At 43.9% G+C, this 19,641-nt stretch carries 18 protein-coding genes; 10 read left to right on the top strand and 8 right to left on the bottom strand.

What is annotated here, in order from left to right; all coding sequences use genetic code 11:
* Window positions 1-48: 48 nt before the first annotated feature.
* From ACYZ0U_RS05145 to ACYZ0U_RS05125, 5 genes are all read right to left on the bottom strand, one after another.
* Window positions 49-1,941, bottom strand: coding sequence for a beta-N-acetylhexosaminidase (locus ACYZ0U_RS05145; protein ID WP_461450522.1), 1,893 nt, complete (start codon window positions 1,939-1,941; stop codon window positions 49-51).
* A 61-nt stretch (window positions 1,942-2,002) separates the two neighbouring features.
* On the bottom strand, window positions 2,003-2,500 hold the full coding sequence (locus ACYZ0U_RS05140; protein WP_461450520.1) for a GNAT family N-acetyltransferase: 498 nt from the start codon (window positions 2,498-2,500) through the stop codon (window positions 2,003-2,005).
* Between the two features lie 62 nt (window positions 2,501-2,562).
* Entirely contained in the window at window positions 2,563-3,294 is a 732-nt protein-coding gene (locus ACYZ0U_RS05135) for an ABC transporter ATP-binding protein (protein ID WP_461450518.1), read from the bottom strand.
* Between the two features lies 1 nt (window position 3,295).
* A complete protein-coding gene (locus ACYZ0U_RS05130) occupies window positions 3,296-4,771 on the bottom strand; it encodes a DUF5687 family protein (RefSeq protein WP_461450516.1) in 1,476 nt (491 codons plus the stop codon).
* 28 nt (window positions 4,772-4,799) lie between these two features.
* Entirely contained in the window at window positions 4,800-6,080 is a 1,281-nt protein-coding gene (locus tag ACYZ0U_RS05125; protein ID WP_461450514.1) for a replication-associated recombination protein A, read from the bottom strand.
* Between the two features lie 64 nt (window positions 6,081-6,144).
* On the opposite strand from ACYZ0U_RS05125, the gene ACYZ0U_RS05120 reads away from it, so the two are divergent.
* The 4 genes from ACYZ0U_RS05120 to ACYZ0U_RS05105 all read left to right on the top strand — a co-directional run bounded on the left by ACYZ0U_RS05120 (window position 6,145) and on the right by ACYZ0U_RS05105 (window position 10,087).
* Window positions 6,145-6,783 carry a DNA-3-methyladenine glycosylase family protein gene (locus ACYZ0U_RS05120; RefSeq protein WP_461450512.1) on the top strand — a complete coding sequence of 213 codons (639 nt, stop codon included), beginning with the start codon at window positions 6,145-6,147 and terminating at the stop codon, window positions 6,781-6,783.
* Between the two features lie 303 nt (window positions 6,784-7,086).
* Entirely contained in the window at window positions 7,087-8,133 is a 1,047-nt protein-coding gene (locus tag ACYZ0U_RS05115) for an LLM class flavin-dependent oxidoreductase (protein ID WP_461450510.1), read from the top strand.
* A gap of 183 nt (window positions 8,134-8,316) precedes the next feature.
* Window positions 8,317-9,129: an SDR family oxidoreductase gene (locus ACYZ0U_RS05110; RefSeq protein ID WP_461450508.1), complete on the top strand. Its 813-nt coding sequence runs from the start codon at window positions 8,317-8,319 to the stop codon at window positions 9,127-9,129.
* A 52-nt stretch (window positions 9,130-9,181) separates the two neighbouring features.
* Entirely contained in the window at window positions 9,182-10,087 is a 906-nt protein-coding gene (locus ACYZ0U_RS05105; RefSeq protein WP_461450506.1) for a helix-turn-helix domain-containing protein, read from the top strand.
* A 157-nt stretch (window positions 10,088-10,244) separates the two neighbouring features.
* Here ACYZ0U_RS05105 and ACYZ0U_RS05100 read toward each other — a convergent pair whose 3' ends face one another.
* Together ACYZ0U_RS05100 and ACYZ0U_RS05095 are read right to left on the bottom strand one after the other, a co-directional pair.
* A complete protein-coding gene (locus ACYZ0U_RS05100) occupies window positions 10,245-10,766 on the bottom strand; it encodes a DsbA family protein (protein ID WP_461450504.1) in 522 nt (173 codons plus the stop codon).
* A 186-nt stretch (window positions 10,767-10,952) separates the two neighbouring features.
* Window positions 10,953-11,405: a hypothetical protein gene (locus ACYZ0U_RS05095; protein ID WP_461450502.1), complete on the bottom strand. Its 453-nt coding sequence runs from the start codon at window positions 11,403-11,405 to the stop codon at window positions 10,953-10,955.
* A gap of 254 nt (window positions 11,406-11,659) precedes the next feature.
* On the opposite strand from ACYZ0U_RS05095, the gene ACYZ0U_RS05090 reads away from it, so the two are divergent.
* On the top strand, window positions 11,660-12,262 hold the full coding sequence (locus ACYZ0U_RS05090) for a TetR/AcrR family transcriptional regulator (protein WP_461450500.1): 603 nt from the start codon (window positions 11,660-11,662) through the stop codon (window positions 12,260-12,262).
* 49 nt (window positions 12,263-12,311) lie between these two features.
* The gene (locus ACYZ0U_RS05085; RefSeq protein ID WP_461450498.1) at window positions 12,312-13,550 is read left to right on the top strand and encodes an MFS transporter; all 1,239 of its coding nucleotides are present in this window, start codon (window positions 12,312-12,314) and stop codon (window positions 13,548-13,550) included.
* A 426-nt stretch (window positions 13,551-13,976) separates the two neighbouring features.
* Here ACYZ0U_RS05085 and cphA read toward each other — a convergent pair whose 3' ends face one another.
* Entirely contained in the window at window positions 13,977-16,604 is a 2,628-nt protein-coding gene (cphA, locus tag ACYZ0U_RS05080; RefSeq protein ID WP_461450496.1) for a cyanophycin synthetase, read from the bottom strand.
* Window positions 16,605-16,697: 93 nt separating this feature from the next.
* Between cphA and ACYZ0U_RS05075 the strand changes: the two genes are divergently transcribed.
* The 4 genes from ACYZ0U_RS05075 (at window position 16,698) to ACYZ0U_RS05060 (ending at window position 19,596) form a co-directional block, all read left to right on the top strand.
* Complete coding sequence (locus ACYZ0U_RS05075; protein WP_461450494.1) at window positions 16,698-16,958, top strand: hypothetical protein; 261 nt, start codon at window positions 16,698-16,700, stop codon at window positions 16,956-16,958.
* 89 nt (window positions 16,959-17,047) lie between these two features.
* Window positions 17,048-17,953: a cyanophycinase gene (locus tag ACYZ0U_RS05070; protein ID WP_461450492.1), complete on the top strand. Its 906-nt coding sequence runs from the start codon at window positions 17,048-17,050 to the stop codon at window positions 17,951-17,953.
* Between the two features lie 48 nt (window positions 17,954-18,001).
* Complete coding sequence (locus ACYZ0U_RS05065) at window positions 18,002-18,847, top strand: isoaspartyl peptidase/L-asparaginase (protein WP_461450490.1); 846 nt, start codon at window positions 18,002-18,004, stop codon at window positions 18,845-18,847.
* Window positions 18,848-18,960: 113 nt separating this feature from the next.
* Entirely contained in the window at window positions 18,961-19,596 is a 636-nt protein-coding gene (locus ACYZ0U_RS05060) for a hypothetical protein (RefSeq protein WP_461450488.1), read from the top strand.
* The last annotated feature ends 45 nt before the right edge of the window (window positions 19,597-19,641 follow it).

Raw genomic sequence — 19,641 nt, 5'->3', positions numbered from 1 at the left:
ACTTTTAAAACAAAAAGAGCGATGGAATTTTAGTCCATCGCTCTTTTTTTAATCCTTTTTCTTAGCCAGGTCGCTGATCATAACCTGCGTTTTCTTGCCAATAGGTTCGCCATTGCGGTAGGTGATAACTTTCAACTGAGCCGCACCAGTCGGTATAGCAATTGGTATCCCTTTATATTTTGTCGAAAAGCTATCGGGCAGCGTTGTATCAAACGTATAATAAATATCCAGGTGCCCTATCTGCGAATCGAGCTTTATTTTTAATGAAGTATCTCCCGGCATACGTACCGCTGTGATAACCGGGTCGTAAATACTGCGGGCATATTTAATTTGCGCTGCGTCAAGCCTTTTAAAATGAGTTTCCACTCTTTGCGTGAAGTTATCAAAGCTGCCTTTTTCTTTGGGCGACCAAAAAACTTCTGCCAAAGCCAGCGCACGTGGCCAGGTCATGTATTGCACCTGGCGCTCGTCAGGTACCGATTCTGTCCACAAATTACCCTGTCCTCCTAAAATAAACTTAGCGTCAACGCTATCCGGTACCGGCTCATATTCATAGGAATCGCGTAGCCATAGTTTACCATAGGTATGTGGTTCAACCGAAGGATCGCCCTGGTAAAGGTCAAGATAAGTGCTGCCCCACGGCGACATTACCACTTCGTGGCCTAATTTAGCAGCCGCAATACCCCCCTCTACTCCGCGCCAGCTCATTACTGTGGCGCTTGGCGCCAAACCGCCCTCCAATATCTCGTCCCAGCCAATTAGTTTTTTTCCTTTCGAGGTGATGATCTTTTCAACCCGCTTTACAAAATAACTTTGTAGCTCGTCAACATTTTTCAGGCCCTCGCGCTTCATTAATGCCTGGTCTTTAGGATCGTTGGCCCAAAAACCTTTGTAAGCCTCGTCTCCGCCAACATGGATATATGGGCATGGAAACAATTGCGCTATTTCGGTAAATATTTTGTCCAATATCAGGTAGGTAGAGTCATTAGCTACGCAAAGTACATTATCCTGCTGCGGGTTATAGCGGGTACCGGCATTAACCGGGTAAGGCACTTGTGTACATGACAAATTAGGAAACGAAGCGATAAGCGCCATGCTATGCGCGGGCACATCAATTTCAGGCAAAATGGTGATATACCTGTCCTGGGCGTATTTAATAATCTCGCGTACTTCATCCTGGGTATAAAAACCACCGTATGTGGCTTTTTCACCGGGCTGTGGTGGCGCAAAATTACCCACGCCAAACAAAGGCCCGGTACGCATTACCCGCCAGGCGCCAACTTTGGTTAACTGCGGCAGGCTTTTTATTTCAATGCGCCAGCCTTCATCATCTGCCAAATGCCAGTGGAAGGTATTGAATTTGTACCTGGCCATTTCGTCAATATAATTCTCAACCACCTGTTTCGGGAAGAAATGACGGCTTACATCCAGCATCAAGCCTCGCCAGCCAAAGCGCGGATAATCGGTTATATCCACATCCGGGATGCTCCACTTTACACCTTCAACTTTGTTTTTAGCTTCAATATCAGGCGGCAACAATTGCATCAGCGTTTGTATGCCGTAAAACAGTCCCTTAGTAGTATTGGCATAAATGCTAACGCCTATAGGGGTAACTTTTAGCTTATAGCCCTCTTCGCCAATTGCTGCATCATGGATACTATTCAATTTTAAGCGGATCGCTCCCGAAGCTTTATTGGCTGTGCTTACGGCAATATGGTAACCTGTGGGGCTGCTAAGCATCTCTGCTAAAAGTTGCGCAAGTCGTTTACACTCCACATTTCCCGTGCCTGCAGGAATAACGATTGTGGTTTGCCGGCTAAGCTGAAAATGCCCTGAAGTTGTTTTGAGCGATACCGGTTGCGGTATAATTTGCGGCGTTTGCGCCAGGCTGGTAAATACAATGAATACGCTAAGAATAGCGGTTATGATGCCTTTGTTCATACATTGTTTTGTTAGATGTTGATATTGAATGCTATTTAGGCATTTAATTCCGTTTTATCAATCAGCGGAGCTCTTTGCGCATGATGTAATCATTCATCCAATACGGGCCGATGGCGATATCATCCTCATACATAACTCTGAAGCCCATCTTTTCATAAAAGCTTTTGGCTTTGTTGTAACGATTCACGTTCAGTTCAAGCAAATGCTTGCCTGCTTCCAAAACCTGATTACTAACCTCGCTGATCAGCAATTTGCCATAGCCTTTACCTTGAGTAGCAGGCAGGCAGTAGAGTTTGTGTAGTTTATAGATCTCCGCATCTTCCTCACGCGGCGAATAGGCCGCAAAAGCGACGATCTGGCCATCCTCAACAATCAAAATAAACGTTTGCTCATTGTTGCTGATCTGCTGTGTTAACTTTTCGGTTGAATAAATTTCCGCCAGCATATAATCCAGCTGTTCCTTGGTTAATATGGATAAATAAGTTTCATACCATATTTCCTGCGCCAATTGGCGGATGGTTTCAACGTCTGCAACAGTTGCGGTTCTGATCGTATACATGCGGCAAATATCGTAAGTGCATTATTAAAAGAGAAACGCCTTTTTCTTGCCCCAATATCATATTATTCCTGTTTAACCGGTGGCGTACTATCACCCTGCCCCACAGCGAAATAATTTTCCAGTTCAGCCAATGTTGATGAGCTTGTAGCGATATCCCTGATGATCTTGCCTTTTTCCATTAACAAAATCCGCTCGCAAACGTCAGTTATGTGGTTAAGGTCGTGGCTTGATATTAACGTGGTAACACCTTTGTTTTTATTAATATCCTTCAGCATATTTTTAAGCCTGATCTGTGTACTTGGGTCAATGTTGGCGAATGGTTCATCCAGCATCAATAATTCCGGGTTTTGCAACAGGCACGATGCGATACCAACTTTGGTTTGGTTTCCTTTAGATAAGTCCCTGATGTATTTACCTCTTTTCAAGATCTCACCATTAAAAAAATCGCTTTGCGAGGCCAGGTATTCGTCAACACTGGCGCGGCTTTGCTGGTGCAGGCTGCCGATAAAGTAAAAATATTCTTCGGGGGTGAGATAGTCGATCAAAAATCCTTCATCCAAATAGGAGGCTGTATAATTTTTCCAGTTTTCATTTCCCGCTACGTTTTCGTCTTTGGATAATACCTCCCCGGCATCAGGCCGGATCAAATCCAGCATCATCCTAAATAATGTAGTTTTCCCGGCGCCATTATTACCTACCAGGCCAATACTTTCGCCTTTCTTTATTTCGAGCTGCGGAATGTTCACTACCGTAAGCCCGCTATATACTTTTTTAAGGTTATGGATCTGTATCATACTATTTATTTCTAAAGCCTTCGGCGATGTTATATTTTCGTTTATAAAAATTCTCTTTCAGTTTTTCAACCCAGAAATTACGGGTCAGTACAAATGCAAGTCCTACTAAAGCAATCAGCGCGAGGCCAATATTAGCAGAACCCAACAACTTACAAGGCAGGTAAATTATAATTGGTGTTATAAAAAGGGGAAATGCCAGCAGCCATTGCGTAGCGCCTGCACCCTCCCAATTAAAGGCAGCAGCTTTGGAAAGATCGATGCGTTTGGAGTTATAATTAGCAGTATATAAAATAATAGTGGTACTAACACCGATATTCCATAGGTACATGACAAACTGTATCAGCAAAATGCGCCAGCCAAAATACGCGTATGGTGTAGTAAGAATAAAAGTTATGGTTGACACCATGGTAAATAGCAGGTATTTCGCTTTCAAAAAGTCGCTAAAGTTCATTTTACTAACCAACAATCCGTCAAAATGCGCTGCCTGCCAGCTAAACATGAATTGACCGTAGTTAATGATGAATATACCGCTCATCAGCATACCTATTAAAATTACAGGATAATCGGAATGCTGAAAAGCTGGTTTGGTGTAAAACAGCAGACCATAAAATAAGAACATACAGCTTACCTTAATAGCTGAGTTTGGCCTTTTATTGCGGATGATCAGTTTAATTTCGTTGGCAACCAGGTCGCCGGTTATGCCAAACCTGTCGAGGAACGGATATTCAGTACTGCTTTTCTTAGATGCCTTTTTGCTTAACTCCTCCAAATAAAGGTTATCCTTTAAATACAGGAAGTTGATATAATACATCACAACAGCCAGTAAAACAGGTATCAACGCGAATACCGGGGATCGGAATAAACGACCGAAAAAGTGATAGGAAAGATCGCGGATGGAATAGATGTGCCATACGAAGTCGCCCAGGCAAATAAATACCAACAGGGCAGTTATGCCGACCAAAATCCAGCCGTTAACGCTTGCTTTTCTTTTAATATATAAGGCCAGGTAATTGTTAAATATCATCAACCCTAATATGGAAACCACATACGCCCAGGCTACCCCGCCACCTGCCTTAACTGCAATTACCTTTGCAACAAACGGTATGAAAAGCAAAATAGGTATCAGGTTAAATGCGGAGATTATTGACGTAAGCGCCAGGTATTGCACCAGCGAGTTACGCTTAACCGGCAATTGCAGGTAAGGCTGAACTTTTAAGGTTGGCAGTTCCTGTAATTGGGTACGCGAAATAAACTCGAACATGAAATAAACCAGGATTAGGCCGCTGAATGATACGATCACATCTTGCTTTGGAAATAGCTTGTATAAAAGCCCGTCCATAAAAAAGCCGAGACTTAGCGCACAGAGTAAAAGATACAATATGAGTATCCCCATAATGATTTTTACGGCCAGATTTTTACCCGTATTGCGCGAACGCCAAAAGGATTTAAGCTCGTGCTGAAGAAAAGTAGTGATCATTTAAAGGCTTGGATTAAGCCGTAAGATACTAATATTTATATCTGTCGCCCCAAAGTTTTTTTAATTTTTCTTTGGCTTCGTTCTCCCGTGCGTTGTTTCCGGGGTCATAGATTTTAGTGCCTTTGATGGCATCCGGCAGAAAATCGAGGTCGGTAAAATTACCCTCAAAACTATGAGCATATTTATAACCTTTGCTGTAACCTATGTTCTTCATAAACTTGGTTGGCGCGTTGCGGAGGTGCAGCGGCACAGGCAGATCGCCGGTTTCCCTTACCAAAGCAATAGCTGCACCTATAGCCGTAGTAGCCGAATTGCTTTTGGGCGATGTTGCCAAATAAATTACCGTTTGCGAAAGGATTAATTGCGACTCCGGCATGCCAATCTTATTCACTGATTCAAAACAAGCCTGTGCAAGTAGCAGGGCATTAGGGTTAGCATTGCCAATATCCTCCGATGCCAGGATTAGCATCCGCCGGGCAATAAACAGCGGGTCTTCACCACCGACGATCATCCGTGCCAGCCAGTAAACCGCGCCGTTAGGGTCGCTGCCGCGCATGGATTTGATGAATGCCGATATGATGTCATAATGTTGCTCGCCGGCTTTATCATATAGCGCCATGTTCTGTTGCACGTGCTCCAGTACCACATCGTTGGTCAATTCTATCTTTTTACTTTTGAAGGCATTGATCAGCAACTCGAATATATTCAGCAGTTTGCGGGCATCACCGCCGGAAAGACGCAGCAAGGCTTCATCTTCTTTAATGTCAATCTTCTTCTCCTTCAGCACCACATCTTCCTTCATGGCTTTACCGATCAGGCTCAGCAGGTCCTCTTCGCCCAAAGGCTGCAGGATGTAGACCTGGCACCTCGACAGCAAAGCCGAGATCACCTCGAATGACGGGTTCTCGGTGGTGGCACCGATCAGTGTAACTGTACCGCGCTCTACTGCACCCAATAACGAGTCCTGCTGTGATTTACTGAAGCGGTGGATCTCATCAATAAACAATATCGGTAAGGTTTCGCCTTGCTCTTTGAGCAGGGCGGCTTTTTCGATAACCTCGCGCACATCCTTAACCCCTGAATTGATGGCACTTAGCGAAAAGAATGGACGATAAAGCGTTTGTGAAATGATATAAGCCAGCGTGGTTTTACCAACACCCGGCGGCCCCCAAAAGATCATCGATGGCAACACGCCCGACTCGATGGCCTTGCGCAAAACCGCGCCCTTGCCCACAAGGTGCTTTTGCCCCACATAATCATCCAGATTTTTAGGGCGCATACGCTCGGCTAATGGCGGCAGGTTTGTCATACTGTAAAAGTCAGAAATAAATACTTAATCCTAAAGAAATTAGTAATTTTAACATAACAATTATATGAGCGAACAGTTTAGCAAAACCAATTTCCATTCAATTTGTGATAAACTTGCGGCTCTGGATGCTGATCTCGCCCAAATTCTGAACAACTACGGTTATCCTCCCATGTGGTCGCGGCCGAATACGTTTGAGACCTTGGTGCATATCATCCTGGAGCAGCAGGTCTCGCTGGCGTCTGCCCTATCAGCATTGAATAAACTGAAGGAACGTGTGCAGGAATTAACCCCATCCCGCTTGTTACTGCTTACCGACGAGGAAATGCGCGCCTGCTATTGCAGCCGTCAAAAGACGCTCTACATCAAATACTTAGCCGAGGCTTTACTAAGCGGAAAACTCAATTTAAGCGAGCTGGAAGGTCTTTCAAACGATGACATCCGCGCCAAACTAATTACCCTGAAAGGTATAGGCAACTGGACCATAGATATTTACCTGATGTTTGTATTGCAACGCGCTGATATTTTTCCCGCAGGTGACCTGGCAGCGATAAATGCTTTAAAACGGGTTAAAGAATTATCATTAAGCACTACCAAAGAGGAATTATTAGAAATAACTATTCAATGGCAACCCTACCGCACAGTCGCCACCATGCTGCTTTGGCATTACTACCTCTCCCAGTTAGCCCTCCGGAAAAAGCGTTGAGTGTACCACAAAATATATGAAACACCTGGTACATTTGGTACACTTTTCCTCGCATTTTCTGCCTTAAAAGAGTTAAAAATGCCGATTTTACAATCAAATTTTACTGTTTTTTGGCGCAAAAACAGAAAAAATCGACTGTTTTTGACCTGAAAAGTGACTAAAAAAACCATTTTTCAGGTTAAAAATTGATGAAAAATGTAACTTTCTGACCAAAAATATCGATAACTTGTATGCTTTTGAAACAACAATTTTATGAGATTATCCTGTTATTTAATCAAGTAAAAAAGTCGAACTTTGAATTAAGTGTTACAACAACTATCAGGAGCAACTCAAATGGAAATTGGTATAGACAGCTTCGCCTCGGCGATGTACGGCAGCAACTCGTTAAGCAGCGTGGACGCGATGGAACAATTACTGGACAGGATAGCATTTGCTGATGAAGCCGGGCTGGATGTTTTCGGTATTGGTGAGCATCATAAAAAAGAGTTCCTGGATTCTGCCACAGCAGTTATACTTGCCGCGGCGGCGGCACGCACCAAACGCATTAAGCTAACGAGCGCCGTAACGGTATTAAGCGCTGCAGACCCGGTTCGGGTATTTCAAAGCTTTGCCACGCTTGATCTGATCTCCAAAGGCAGGGTCGAATTGGTGGTTGGCCGCGGTTCTTCAGTAGAGGCTTATCCTTTGTTTGGGTTCAGCCTGAATGATTATGATGCTTTGTTCAGAGAAAAACTTGACCTGCTACTCCAAATTCGCGACCAGGAGTTTGTAAGTTGGTCGGGCAGGTTTAGGGCTACTTTGGAAAACCAACCTGTTTACCCAAGGCCTTTACAGCCAAAATTGCCTGTTTGGCTTGGCGTTGGTGGTACGCCGGAATCATTTGCACGGGCAGGCACATTGGGTTTGCCTTTAATGGTAGCGGTTATAGGCGGTGAAACGCATCGCTTTCGTCCGCTGATCGATCTTTACCGTGAAGCCGGGAAACGGGCAGGCTTTACACCGGAGCAGTTAAAGGTAGGTTTACATTCACCAGGCTACGTTGCGGCAACTAATGAGCAGGCGGTAGCTGATTATTACCCCGGTTATGCAGAGCTGTGGACCAAATTAGGCCGGGAACGTGGCTGGCCGCCGGTAACCAAAAGCCAATTCGATTCATTGATTGCGCCAAGAGGCGTATTGGTAGTGGGCGGGCCGGAACAGGTGGCAGAAAAACTAATCCGGCATAGCGAAGCTTTAGGCGGGGTAGACCGCTTTACCTTCCAGATGGATAATGCGGGGCTCACCCATTCGCAATTAATGAGTTCAATTGAGTTGATTGGCAAACAGGTAATTCCGCTCATTAAAAAGTAATTGTAGTAAAGGCAAAATAGGTCTATCTCGAATTATCCATTAGCAGGGTCCTCTCCGATAAGTTTTGTTAGGACGTAAAAACATATTTACTACATCAATCATTAAAATGTATAAGTGATGCATTGAAAAATATAAATGTGCCGGTCTGTTTACACTCACCTTTGCTTTATAAAATTTAGCAAAATGAAAAAAACAATATTAATAACTGGTGCATCATCAGGTTTTGGCAGGGAAACCGTTAAGTTATTTAACGCGAAAAACTGGAATGTGATAGCAACCATGCGTTCGCCGGAAAAGGAAACAGAGCTGAATAAGCTTGATAATGTGCTGTTAACTAAATTGGATGTAACCAATAAGCAAAGCATACAAAGCTCGGTTGCCGCAGGTATTGAAAAATTTGGCTGTATCGATGTGTTGGTGAACAACGCAGGCTATGGTGCATTCGGCGAATTAGAATCGGCAACGGAAGAAGAGATCAGGAAACAATTTGATGTAAACTTTTTTGGTTTGATAGCGGTAACACAAGCAGTATTGCCGGGCATGCGCGAAAACCGTAACGGTGTAATTATCAATATCTCTTCTGTAGGCGGCAGGCTAACATTCCCATACTGCTCACTTTATCATGCAACTAAATTTGCGGTTGAGGGATTGACGGAGTCTTTACAATACGAATTAAACCAGTTTGGCATCAGCTTAAAAATTGTGGAACCGGGCGGTTATAAAACCGAGTTTGCAGGTAGTTCTATGAGTATTCTTAACGCTGACGGGCCGGCTGATTATAAACCATCTTTTGAGCATTTTATGACCATGATAGCCAACTGGCCTATGTCGGAAAACATTGTTGAGGTTGCAGAAGCGATATATGAAGCGGCTACCGATGGCGATGAAAAGCTTCGCTATCCTGCTGATATTCATGCCGCTGAATTGATACAAACCAGGCACCGGATGGGCGATTTGGATTTTAAGAAAATGATGGCTGCACAATTTGGCATGTAATAAAATTCCGTCCGCTCTGATTCAGGCGGACGGCTTTTTACTAACTTTGATAATGATGACAGATAAATTCCAAGATGTACAATCAATAAGTGAGCTGCACCGGCTGGTGCAATATTTGCCACCAAAACATCCTCTGGTGAGCATTATAGACCATAATGATTTTTATGCACACCGCCCAAGTGGCGAATGCGCGTACCGCTTTGGTTTTTATACCATCTCCTGCAAAAAAGTTGATGGTTCCTTAAAATATGGTAAGGGCAGTTACGATTTTGGCGAAGGCTCGTTACTATTCACGGCACCGGGGCAGGTTATCTCATCTGGGCCAGGCGTTACGGTTGCTGAAGGCTGGGCATTGTTTATCCATCCTGATTTAATACACGGCACCGACCTGGGTAAACGCATTCATCAATACACATTTTTTAATTATGAAGCCAACGAGGCGCTGCATATTTCGGAAGAGGAAAAACTTACGATAAAGGATTGCATCAACAAGATTGAAAAAGAATACGCCCAAAATATCGACAAGCACTCACAAGGGCTTATTGTAAGTAATATTGAACTATTGTTAAATTATTGCAACCGCTTTTACGATCGCCAGTTTTACACCCGGGCCAAAGTTAACCAGGATGTGGTACAACAATTTGAAAGCTTGCTAAAAGATTACTTCGCCCAGCCGGCTTTGATCAATGCAGGCCTTCCTAATGTTAAGTATTTCGCATCGAAGCTGAACTTATCGCCTAATTATTTATCAGATGTGCTGAACAAATTTACCGGCAAAACCACGCAGGAACACATCCATTTAGAACTGATAGACAAAGCCAAAACCATGCTTTGGAGTACCAATAATTCCATCAGCGAAATTGCCTATGGTTTGGGCTTTGAGCACCCATCACATTTTACCAAGATATTTAAATCTAAAACCGGTAAATCGCCAAGCGAGTTTCGGCTGGTAAATTAGCAATAGAATGTCCTCATGGAAGCCTTTATTGCTGTTTGCCAGCTAATGACAGTATCTGCTTCTTCCTGTTCACGTGTCCAAAATTAAATGGGAGGATAGTTTGCGCTATACGATACTTATTCCTCTGCAATTAGAAAATCTTATTTAGATAGATTCGTTACTCCGCACTTTCCCCAAGCACCTGCAGCAAATCCTCGGCACTGCCATCAAACATTTTTCCGTTCACGAAAAAGGTTGGCGTACCCGGTACCTGGCTGTCTTCGGCGCTTTGGGTGTCGTCTTTTAGCCTTTGCAGCAGCGCGCGGTTATGCAGGTCCTGTTCAAACTGTTCGGCATTTAAGCCTAATTTACGTGCCAAGCTATACAAGAGTTCATTATCCAGCTGTGTTTGGTGCTCGTAGATCAGGTCGTGCATTTCCCAAAATTTATTTTGCTGACCAGCGGCTTCGGCAGCCATAGCAGCGGCTTTGGCGTAGGTATGTATATCAGTTAACGGCAGGTTTCGGAACACGAAACGGATCTGGTCGCCATAGATTTTTTGTATCTGTTTGATGACAGGGTAGGCAACGCCGCAATCCGGGCATTGATAATCACCGAACTCTACAATTTCAATAGCCGCTTTTGCAGGGCCTAGCACATGGTCTTTTTCGCTAACTGGTGGGGTTAATTCAACAGGCATATTTTATTGTTTTGGTTTTTTGAGCGCTGTTTTCACGCACCACTAAGGTAGGTAATTAATTAGTGCGTGAAGCAGATTATATCTCCCGAAAGATGTTTGCGTCGGAGAAAACTTACACCCCTGTAATCAAACAACCTCACGCTGAAAATATATGCCACCAAAACTTAGCTAACTTGATGTTGTGTATTAATTTGATGGTTCATGTAACCGGTATAGCAATGATTGCTTTAACAGGCTCCCCGGTTGCTTAGTCGCGTTTTGCGCTACTATTTCGGCAATCCGCTCTTTCGTATGAGTATACTTTAAATCAACTATTTGGAAAGCCGCGCTTATATTGTTCTGAATGTTCTGAAGATAATTCAGTAGTGCGAGGTCACGGGAACGGACCAAAATGGTATTTTCATAGATCTTGTTGAAGTCCGATTCAAGGCACGCTAATAAATTATCGCAGGCATCAAACGAATATTTGTTTTTTAATACCTCAAAAATTTCAGCAGTATCGTTTATTTGCGTATCCAGGCCTTCAATAGTTGATGCTATGTATGCGCGTAAATCTGCAAAGTCTGTAAGGTCTACAATTTCGCTAAAGCGTTCCAAAAGATGACATTGAGCACAATACAATCTGTTTACCTGGTCCATAACAATAATTTAGAGGTTAACAATAATACGAACAGGGTTATCGTCGAAAATGAAAAAGGATCATCTATCTGATTATAAAAATAAGCTTTATAAATTGATAGTTTATAATAATTTTTATTACAAACTATCGATTTATTTTTAGCTGCTGATTATTAAAATCAAATCTTAATGAGCCAGAGTGTACAATTAATAAAAGTTGACAAAATATTTTATTTTGTCAACTTTAGCATTTACCTTTGTTTTAAGATAAAGCAATGTCAAATCAGGACGAGATCATACACGAGGAAATTTTGCAGGCAGCTTTGCGGTTATACCGTAAATATGGGCCTACAAAAGTTACAATGGATAATTTGGCAAAAGCCACCAACCGTAGCCGCAGCTCACTGTACTACTATTTTAAAGACCGCGACGCGATCTTCCTTGCGGTGATGAACCGGATAGCTGATGATGTTGCCGCTGAAATAAGCGCTGCTGTAATATCGGCTACAAATTTGAATGATAAGATCTACGCTTTTTGTTTGGCTAAGATAAAGACCAGCGACGGCTGGAAACATGTGTTCCATACCATGGACCAGTTGATGGGTGCCGATGATAAATCAAAACATACCAACCTGATGGATACCCTGCATAATAAGCTGATCTACCTGGAAAGAGGAATATTAGTAGAAGCTTTATCATCTGCCGACGGGCAAGCAACCCGCAGGAATAACGCAGCCGAGCTTGACCTGATGGCTTTTATTATTTCGAGCAGCGTCCGTGGCATCAGGCGCGAGCTTAATGACTATAATGATCCCCATAATGCCAAAGATGCTGCAAAGTTATTAAGCGGCATGGTGGCTAAATGGCTTATGCTCTAATTTTTTTTAACATTTTTTCGACATTTATTTAAATTTTGTCAACTACCAAATGAAAAAAATAAATCAACTCAATGTATTTTCGGCCTTTGCAAGCCGAAATTATACACTTTACTTTTTTGGCAGGGCAGTATCGCAGTTTGGCACCTGGATGCAGCGTACCGCGGTAATATGGGTGGTTTACTCCATTACCCACTCGCCATTTTTGATCGGGGTAACAATTTTTGCCGAGCAGTTCCCATCGTTTTTATTTTCCATTCCCGGTGGAGTAGCCGCTGATCGTTATAACCGTTATACCATTATTAAAATTTGCCAGGTTAGCTCCATGATACAGGCGGTGCTGCTTGCCTTGCTGGTTATCACCGGGCATACCGTAGTGTGGGAAATATTGGTGTTAAGCGTATTTTTGGGTATCATCAACGCGTTTGACATTCCTGCCCGGCAATCCATGCTGCATGATGTGGTGTCCAACCCGGATCATTTGCCTAACGCTGTAGCGCTCACCACGGCTACCGCCAGCCTGGCGCAATTGCTTGGCCCGGCGTTATCAGGGATTGTGCTCAGCGCGTTTGGTGCCGGCGTATGTTTCCTGCTGAACGCGGCAAGCTTTGGAGGGGTTATTTTATCTATTATGCTGATGAAATTGCCTGTTTATATACCTAAAACAGTTCGCAAAAAGGTAGTGGCAGAGTTTGCTGAAGGCCTGGCCTACGTCAAAAACACGCCTTCAATCGGTTTGGTTGTAGTGATGACAGCCGCCATAAGTTTACTGGTGTTGCCCTATAATACCGTATTGCCGGTATTTGCCAAGATTATATTTAAGGGAGGCGCATCCACCTTTGGTTATATCAATAGCTTTATAGGCATTGGCGCGGTAAGCGGAACCATTTTCCTGGCATCGCGTAAACCGGGCGGCAATTTAAAAAGGATCTTATTTTTGAGCGCCATATTGTTGGGTGTGGGACTAATTTGTTTTTCACAGATCAAGTTTTTCCCGCTGGCTATGGTATTTGCCGCCGTAGCCGGTTTTGGCGCTATGGGACAATATACCGCGAGCAATATTATGGTGCAGTCAGGCTCAGACCCGGCCATGCGCGGCCGGGCTATCGGCATCCTGCTGATGGCGATCTTTGGCATGTCGCCGCTGGGCAGCTTGATCACCGGCGCCGTATCTGAACGCTTTGGCGCACCGGCTACCGTACTGGGCCAGGGCATTATTGCCTTGATTATTGCCTTAGTGTTTATCAGGTTTTTATTTCGCAGGGAAAAGGTAGTTAGTGCGCAGCAATGATATTTAGTTTAATGCAGGATCCTCTTCGAGAGACCCTGCGAAAACTAAAACTGCTTACCATCAGTTATAAACTGGCTTTACCTGTAGACTTTAGTTACCAACTGAGATACTGAGGGGCTCGATAATTTCCAGTCAGTGAGTTTTATTTTTCATTGATAATTATTGTTTCATAGCCTGACAGGCAAATAATACTGAATTATTAATAAGCTCATTACACTAAAAACCTTTTCACAAGTGAAACAGGCATAAATATATAACTCAATGATTTGCAATGAATTACATGTTCGGGCTTGTTTCGGTTTATTTTACCTGTTATGGCCTGTTTCGGTTTGTTTCAGTGTTGTTTACGTATGTTCCGCTCCAATTAATAGCTGTTTCGGTCAGGTAATTTAATGTGCTTTTATTTTACATCCATTTGTGAAACATTTACACATTAAACAACCCGTTCCGTTCCTGTTCCTGGTAATTTTGCACGGTTTCAATGGCATTATCAACCACATCGCTCAGGGCTACAATAAAGGTACCTGGGCGGGCAAGGCTCATGGCATGTTTAATGGCGTCAATCTCTTTGGATACCACCTCGAACTGCTTGTTGGTATCAACGGACAATATCCCTTCGCGCAGCAGGTCCAGGATATTTTCTTCGGTACGGCCGCGCAAATGTTTTTCCTGGCGGAGGATGATGTAATCGAACATTTCTGCCGATAGCTTGCCTAACTCGCGGATATCTTCATCGCGCCTGTCGCCGGTCCCGGCTATGATGCCGATCTTGAGCGGAGAATCAACATGGCCTAAAAACTCTTTGATCCCGCGGAAACCATCCGGGTTGTGCGCGAAGTCGATCATGAATTTAAAATCCCTGAAATCAAAAATATTCATCCTTCCCGGTGTTTGTGAAGCAGACGGTATAAAGGTTTCCAGCGAGGTTTTGATGTCCTCGGTTTTAAAGCCATATACAAAGGCAGCCAGCGTAGCCGCCATCGCATTCTCGATCATGAACGAAACCGTTCCGCCAAAGGTGATCGGGATGAGTGAAACACGTTGTACGCGGATCTTCCAATCACCTTTTTTTATGGTAATAAAGCCATTTTCCAAAATACAGGCGATCCCGCCCTTGCGGCAATGCGATTTGATCACCGGGTTATTCTCGTTCCTGCTAAAATAAGCGATGTTACAATCCGCCTTTTTACCAATGCGAACGCAATATTCGTTATCAGCGTTCAACACGCCCCAGCCATCCTTTTTAACTGAATTGATGATGACGCTTTTAACGCGTGTCAAATCATCCAAAGTATGAATATCCGCCAGGCCCAGGTGGTCTTCCTGGATATTGGTAATCACGCCTACATCGCAAAAACCAAAGCCCAATCCCGAACGCAGGATACCGCCGCGGGCTGTTTCCAGCACAGCGAAATCCACCGTCGGATCTTTCAAAATAAACTCAGAACTTACCGGGCCGGTGGTATCGCCTTTCAGCAGCATGGTATTTTGTACATAAATACCATCCGAAGTGGTAAAGCCTACCCTGTGCCCGGTATTTTTAACTATATGCGCAATTAAACGGGTTGTGGTAGTTTTACCATTGGTGCCTGTTACCGCGATGATGGGTATGCGTGACGATTTTCCCTGCGGATACAGCATATCTATCACATGGCCCGCCACGTTGCGCGGCAAACCCTCGCTTGGTGCAATATGCATGCGAAAACCCGGCGCGGCATTCACTTCTAATATAACACCGCCGTTTTCGGTTAATGGCTCGGTTAAATTCTCCGCCATAATATCAATCCCGCAAATATCTAAACCGATAATTTTAGAGATGCGTTCGCAGATGAATATATTTTGCGGATGCACGTGGTCGGTTACATCAATAGATGTTCCGCCGGTGCTCAAGTTGGCTGTTGATTTTACAAATACCTTTTCGCCGGCGGCGGGAACGGTGTCTAAAGTATAACCTTTTTTCTCTAACAGATCCAGCGTATCCCGGTCGACCGTTATTAAAGTCAGCACATTTTCGTGCCCATAACCGCGGCGTGGGTCGGTGTTTTCAATATCGATCAATTGTTGTATGGTTGATGTACCGTCGCCTTTCACATGCGCAGGATCGCGCAGGGCGGCAGCCACCATTTTGTTATCGATCACCAAAACACGAAAATCATAGCCGGTCACAAAACGTTCTACAATTACCTTGCGCGATATTTTGGAAGCAAACTCGTAAGCCGCAACCGCGTCTTCCCTGTTTCGGATGTTGATAGATATGCCACGCCCGTGGTTACCATCCAATGGTTTAAACACCAACGGGAAACCAACTTTGCGGATGGCTTCATCTACACCCTCGGTTGATGATATGGTAATACCTTTAGCAACCGGGATGGCCTGCTCCTGCAAAAGGCGTTTGGTTTCTTCCTTATTACTGGCGATATCAACCGCGATGCTGCTTGTTTTCTCGGTCATGGTAGCACGGAAACGTACCTGGTTTTTTCCATAACCCAATTGCACTAACGATTGGTTGTTCAGCCTGATCCAGGGTATATCCCTGGCAATAGCCTCCTCCACGATCGACCCTGTGCTAGGGCCCAAACGGGTAGCCTCGCGAACTTCGCGCATCTGCTGGATGTCGTGCTCCAAATCATATGCTTCACCTGTGATCAAAGCTTCGGCAATTTTTACCGATGCTTCAGCAGCGTAAATGCCTACTTTTTCTTCCAGGTAAGTAAACACCACATTGTATACGCCGGGCGTTTTAGTTTCGCGGGTACGGCCGTAACCGGTATCCATCCCGGCAAGGCTTTGGATCTCTAAAGCGATGTGTTCAATTACGTGCCCCATCCAGGTACCGGCTATAACCCGCTGAAAAAACCCACCCGGTACACCCGGCGAGCAACGGTGCTCGTATAAGCTGGGGATAAGCGCTTTCAATCGCTCATAAAACCCGTCGATGGCATTGGTAGGCTTATGTTCAAGTTCCTGCAGGTCTAACCGCATTTGTATCAGTTTTTTACGGCTACCACTCCATATGTTCGGGCCACGCAATACCTGTATATTTTCAATCTTCATAAAAAGGATGTTCTGTGTTAAAAGGGCTTAAATTTACTAAATCTAAAACCGTAACAAGCTAACAAGATTTTTGATGGTAAAAAATAAAATATTATGAAAGGTGTAGATGATTCACCCGATCCCCGCTCAGCCGCTTCATCTGCCCGCTCTCCCGCAAGCTATAAAGAGTGCGAAGTTCAAATGTTTTCCATCTCTTTGCGTCGCAGGCAAAGAGAGGTTGTCCGGCGCAGCGTAGCCGGAGGATTCACCACCGCGGCAATTGTGCATAAAAACATGCCACTATTAACAAATAAGCATAGCCTTTATGCCACTTTTTATTTTAATTTGTATTTAGTTGTTGTTTTAGTTGAATAAGTTGATTGAGTAAATAGTTATAAACGTAGAACCTATTGACCACTTAACTTAATCAACCGGATCAACCACTTAAAACTAAATAAACTAACATGAGTGTCCCAAAAGGAAAACTGATCATAATTGGAGGAGCCGTTGATATGGGCAGTAATATCAGCGCTCAGGAAAATATTTTGCAGCCTAATTATATTAAGTTTTTTGAAACCGGGATCCTGAAGCGCATCATTACTGAATCCACTCATCAGGAAGGATCAAAGATTGAGGTTATCACTACCGCATCGCAGATACCTGAACTGGTAAGCACCGAATACATCAGCGCGTTTAACCATTTAAATGTTACCAATGTTAACATCCTGGATATCCGTAACCGTGAGGATACGGCTAACAAAGAATACTTGCAACGCATCCGCGAAGCGGATGTAGTGATGTTTAGTGGTGGCGACCAGCTGCGTTTAAGCGCAATTTTTGGCGGGACCGAGTTTTTGCAGATCCTGAAAAAACGTTATAAAAATGAGCATTTTGTAATAGCCGGCACTTCGGCAGGCGCGGCGGCAGCTTCGGCACACATGATCTATCGTGGCTCGAGCAACGAAGCGCTGATCAAGGGCCATGTACAAATTACCGCGGGACTTGGTTTTATCGATTCTGTTTTTGTGGATACGCATTTTGTGCAGCGCGGCAGGATCGGTCGTTTACTGTATGCCGTTGCCAGTAATCCCGGTATTTTAGGGATTGGATTAGGCGAGGATGCAGGCTTGCTGATCACCGAAGGCAGCATGATGGAAGCCATCGGCTCCGGGTTAATCATTTTGGTAGATGGCCGCAATATGGTAGAAACCAATATTTACGATGTGGAGATCGGAGCACCTGTCTCCATCGAGAACCTGAAAGTGCATGTCATGTCCATTTATGATAAATACGACCTGTTACAAAACAAACTGCTCATCAAAAAGATTGTTAAAGTAGAAGACGGGGTGTTTATAAAGGCTGATAAATAATAATCCCCTCCCAACCCTCCCAGGAAGAGAGGGCTTAATCTAACAAGCATGAAACTAATCATTCACGGTGGGTTTTTTAGCGAATCGGGTACTAACCTGGAGGTTAAAAAAGCCAAGCAGGAAGCATTGAAGGAAATTGTACAGCTGGGCTATAAGCACCTCGCCGCACATACCGCGCTGGAAACCGTGGTTTATACCGTACGACTTTTGGAGGACTGCGACCTTTTTAACGCGGGTACCGGATCACAAATTCAGAGTGATGGTAAAATACGGATGAGCGCCTCATTAATGGATGGCAAAACGCTGGGATTTTCCGGTGTTATCAATATCGAAGATGTTAAAAATCCTATATGCATCGCGCGTAAGCTAATGGATCAAGAAGATAAGGTGCTAAGCGGCAGGGGTGCACTAACCTATGCCCGCGACAATGGCTTTAAATACTACAACCCCGAAATACCGCAGCGCCGCTGGGAATACGAGAAAAAACTAAGCGATTCCATCCGTTTAGGTACAGTTGGCTGCGTGGCAATGGATATGCACGGCGACCTGGCAGCCGGTACCTCAACCGGGGGTAAAGGCTTTGAAATACCCGGCCGTGTGAGTGATTCTGCAACTGCCGCTGGTAATTATTGCAACCAGTTTGCAGGCATATCCTGTACAGGTGTGGGCGAGGATATTGTGAGCGGAGCAGTAGCTACTAAAATTGTTACACGGGTAACAGATGGTTTTACATTACCGGCAGCGACTGAAAAAACCCTTGACGAGCTTAAGCCAATTGATGGCTTTGCAGGGGTAATCGGTATCTCTGCAACCGGAGACATCTATCATGCTGATACTCACCCTTACATGGTTTGGGCCTTACATGATGAAAAGCAAACCGAGGTTTTTGCCTGATTATTTGTCAAATCAATATAATATTGCTTTTTCCTGTAATAATAACTAACTTGCCGTATATTAATTACGTACAATTGCCCGTTAAGTAATTTTTTAAACCTCAGGGAAAATAAATGAAATTTCTTTTAGTAGTAGTATTATCTGTAGGCATCAGTTTATCGGCATCTGCCCAGCTTTCCGATCTGTTTAATATCAGCTTTAAAAAGCATGTTCGTTACCCGCAGATAGCGCTTAAACAAAATCACCCTTTTAAAAATTTTCCCGCTATGGCTTTGGCAAAACCAAAATTGCCAAAAAATATTTCGCTCGAAGGCGAATATGATATTGAACTGCAGGAGTCAGCCATTATGAAGGTGGCCCAGCACAATATGCGTTTCAGGATATATGATATCGCCAGCTATAATTTTAGCGATCTGGCCAAACTTTATATCAAGGAAAAACGCTTTTCTGAGGCGATGTGGTTTTTGCTGCAAAGCAATAATATTTCGCGCCAGCAAAATAATGATAGGCTTACGTTGTCAAATTTAATGGACCTGGCCATTGTTAAAGCCAATATGGGCGACCCGGTAAAGGCACAGGAAGACCTTGCCGAAGCTCAGCAACTGGCCCAGTTAAAAGGATTGCTTGCCAATATTTCCGACATACAAAAAGAACTAAAATTTGTACAACAATTTAAACCGGTACTTACAAAAGCCGAATGGCGCTACGCCGCTGATGCCCTGATTACCCCAAATAAAAAAGTAGACTAATATATATCAGGATTGTAACAATTAAGTAAAATGCCCGTCTACTTA

This window comes from Mucilaginibacter sp., assembly GCF_965225845.1.
Lineage (GTDB): Bacteria > Bacteroidota > Bacteroidia > Sphingobacteriales > Sphingobacteriaceae > Mucilaginibacter.
This window is presented reverse-complemented; position numbering and strand designations above follow the sequence as displayed.

Bases quoted from the DNA above. Each gene is read 5' to 3' on its own strand.
- ACYZ0U_RS05145 (WP_461450522.1), bottom strand. From the start codon at position 1,941: ATGAACAAAGGCATCATAACCGCTATTCTTAGCGTATTCATTGTATTT.
- ACYZ0U_RS05140 (WP_461450520.1), bottom strand. From the start codon at position 2,500: ATGTATACGATCAGAACCGCAACTGTTGCAGACGTTGAAACCATCCGC.
- ACYZ0U_RS05135 (WP_461450518.1), bottom strand. From the start codon at position 3,294: ATGATACAGATCCATAACCTTAAAAAAGTATATAGCGGGCTTACGGTA.
- ACYZ0U_RS05130 (WP_461450516.1), bottom strand. From the start codon at position 4,771: ATGATCACTACTTTTCTTCAGCACGAGCTTAAATCCTTTTGGCGTTCG.
- ACYZ0U_RS05125 (WP_461450514.1), bottom strand. From the start codon at position 6,080: ATGACAAACCTGCCGCCATTAGCCGAGCGTATGCGCCCTAAAAATCTG.
- ACYZ0U_RS05120 (WP_461450512.1), top strand. From the start codon at position 6,145: ATGAGCGAACAGTTTAGCAAAACCAATTTCCATTCAATTTGTGATAAA.
- ACYZ0U_RS05110 (WP_461450508.1), top strand. From the start codon at position 8,317: ATGAAAAAAACAATATTAATAACTGGTGCATCATCAGGTTTTGGCAGG.
- ACYZ0U_RS05105 (WP_461450506.1), top strand. From the start codon at position 9,182: ATGATGACAGATAAATTCCAAGATGTACAATCAATAAGTGAGCTGCAC.
- ACYZ0U_RS05100 (WP_461450504.1), bottom strand. From the start codon at position 10,766: ATGCCTGTTGAATTAACCCCACCAGTTAGCGAAAAAGACCATGTGCTA.
- ACYZ0U_RS05095 (WP_461450502.1), bottom strand. From the start codon at position 11,405: ATGGACCAGGTAAACAGATTGTATTGTGCTCAATGTCATCTTTTGGAA.
- ACYZ0U_RS05090 (WP_461450500.1), top strand. From the start codon at position 11,660: ATGTCAAATCAGGACGAGATCATACACGAGGAAATTTTGCAGGCAGCT.
- ACYZ0U_RS05085 (WP_461450498.1), top strand. From the start codon at position 12,312: ATGAAAAAAATAAATCAACTCAATGTATTTTCGGCCTTTGCAAGCCGA.
- cphA (WP_461450496.1), bottom strand. From the start codon at position 16,604: ATGAAGATTGAAAATATACAGGTATTGCGTGGCCCGAACATATGGAGT.
- ACYZ0U_RS05075 (WP_461450494.1), top strand. From the start codon at position 16,698: ATGAAAGGTGTAGATGATTCACCCGATCCCCGCTCAGCCGCTTCATCT.
- ACYZ0U_RS05070 (WP_461450492.1), top strand. From the start codon at position 17,048: ATGAGTGTCCCAAAAGGAAAACTGATCATAATTGGAGGAGCCGTTGAT.
- ACYZ0U_RS05065 (WP_461450490.1), top strand. From the start codon at position 18,002: ATGAAACTAATCATTCACGGTGGGTTTTTTAGCGAATCGGGTACTAAC.
- ACYZ0U_RS05060 (WP_461450488.1), top strand. From the start codon at position 18,961: ATGAAATTTCTTTTAGTAGTAGTATTATCTGTAGGCATCAGTTTATCG.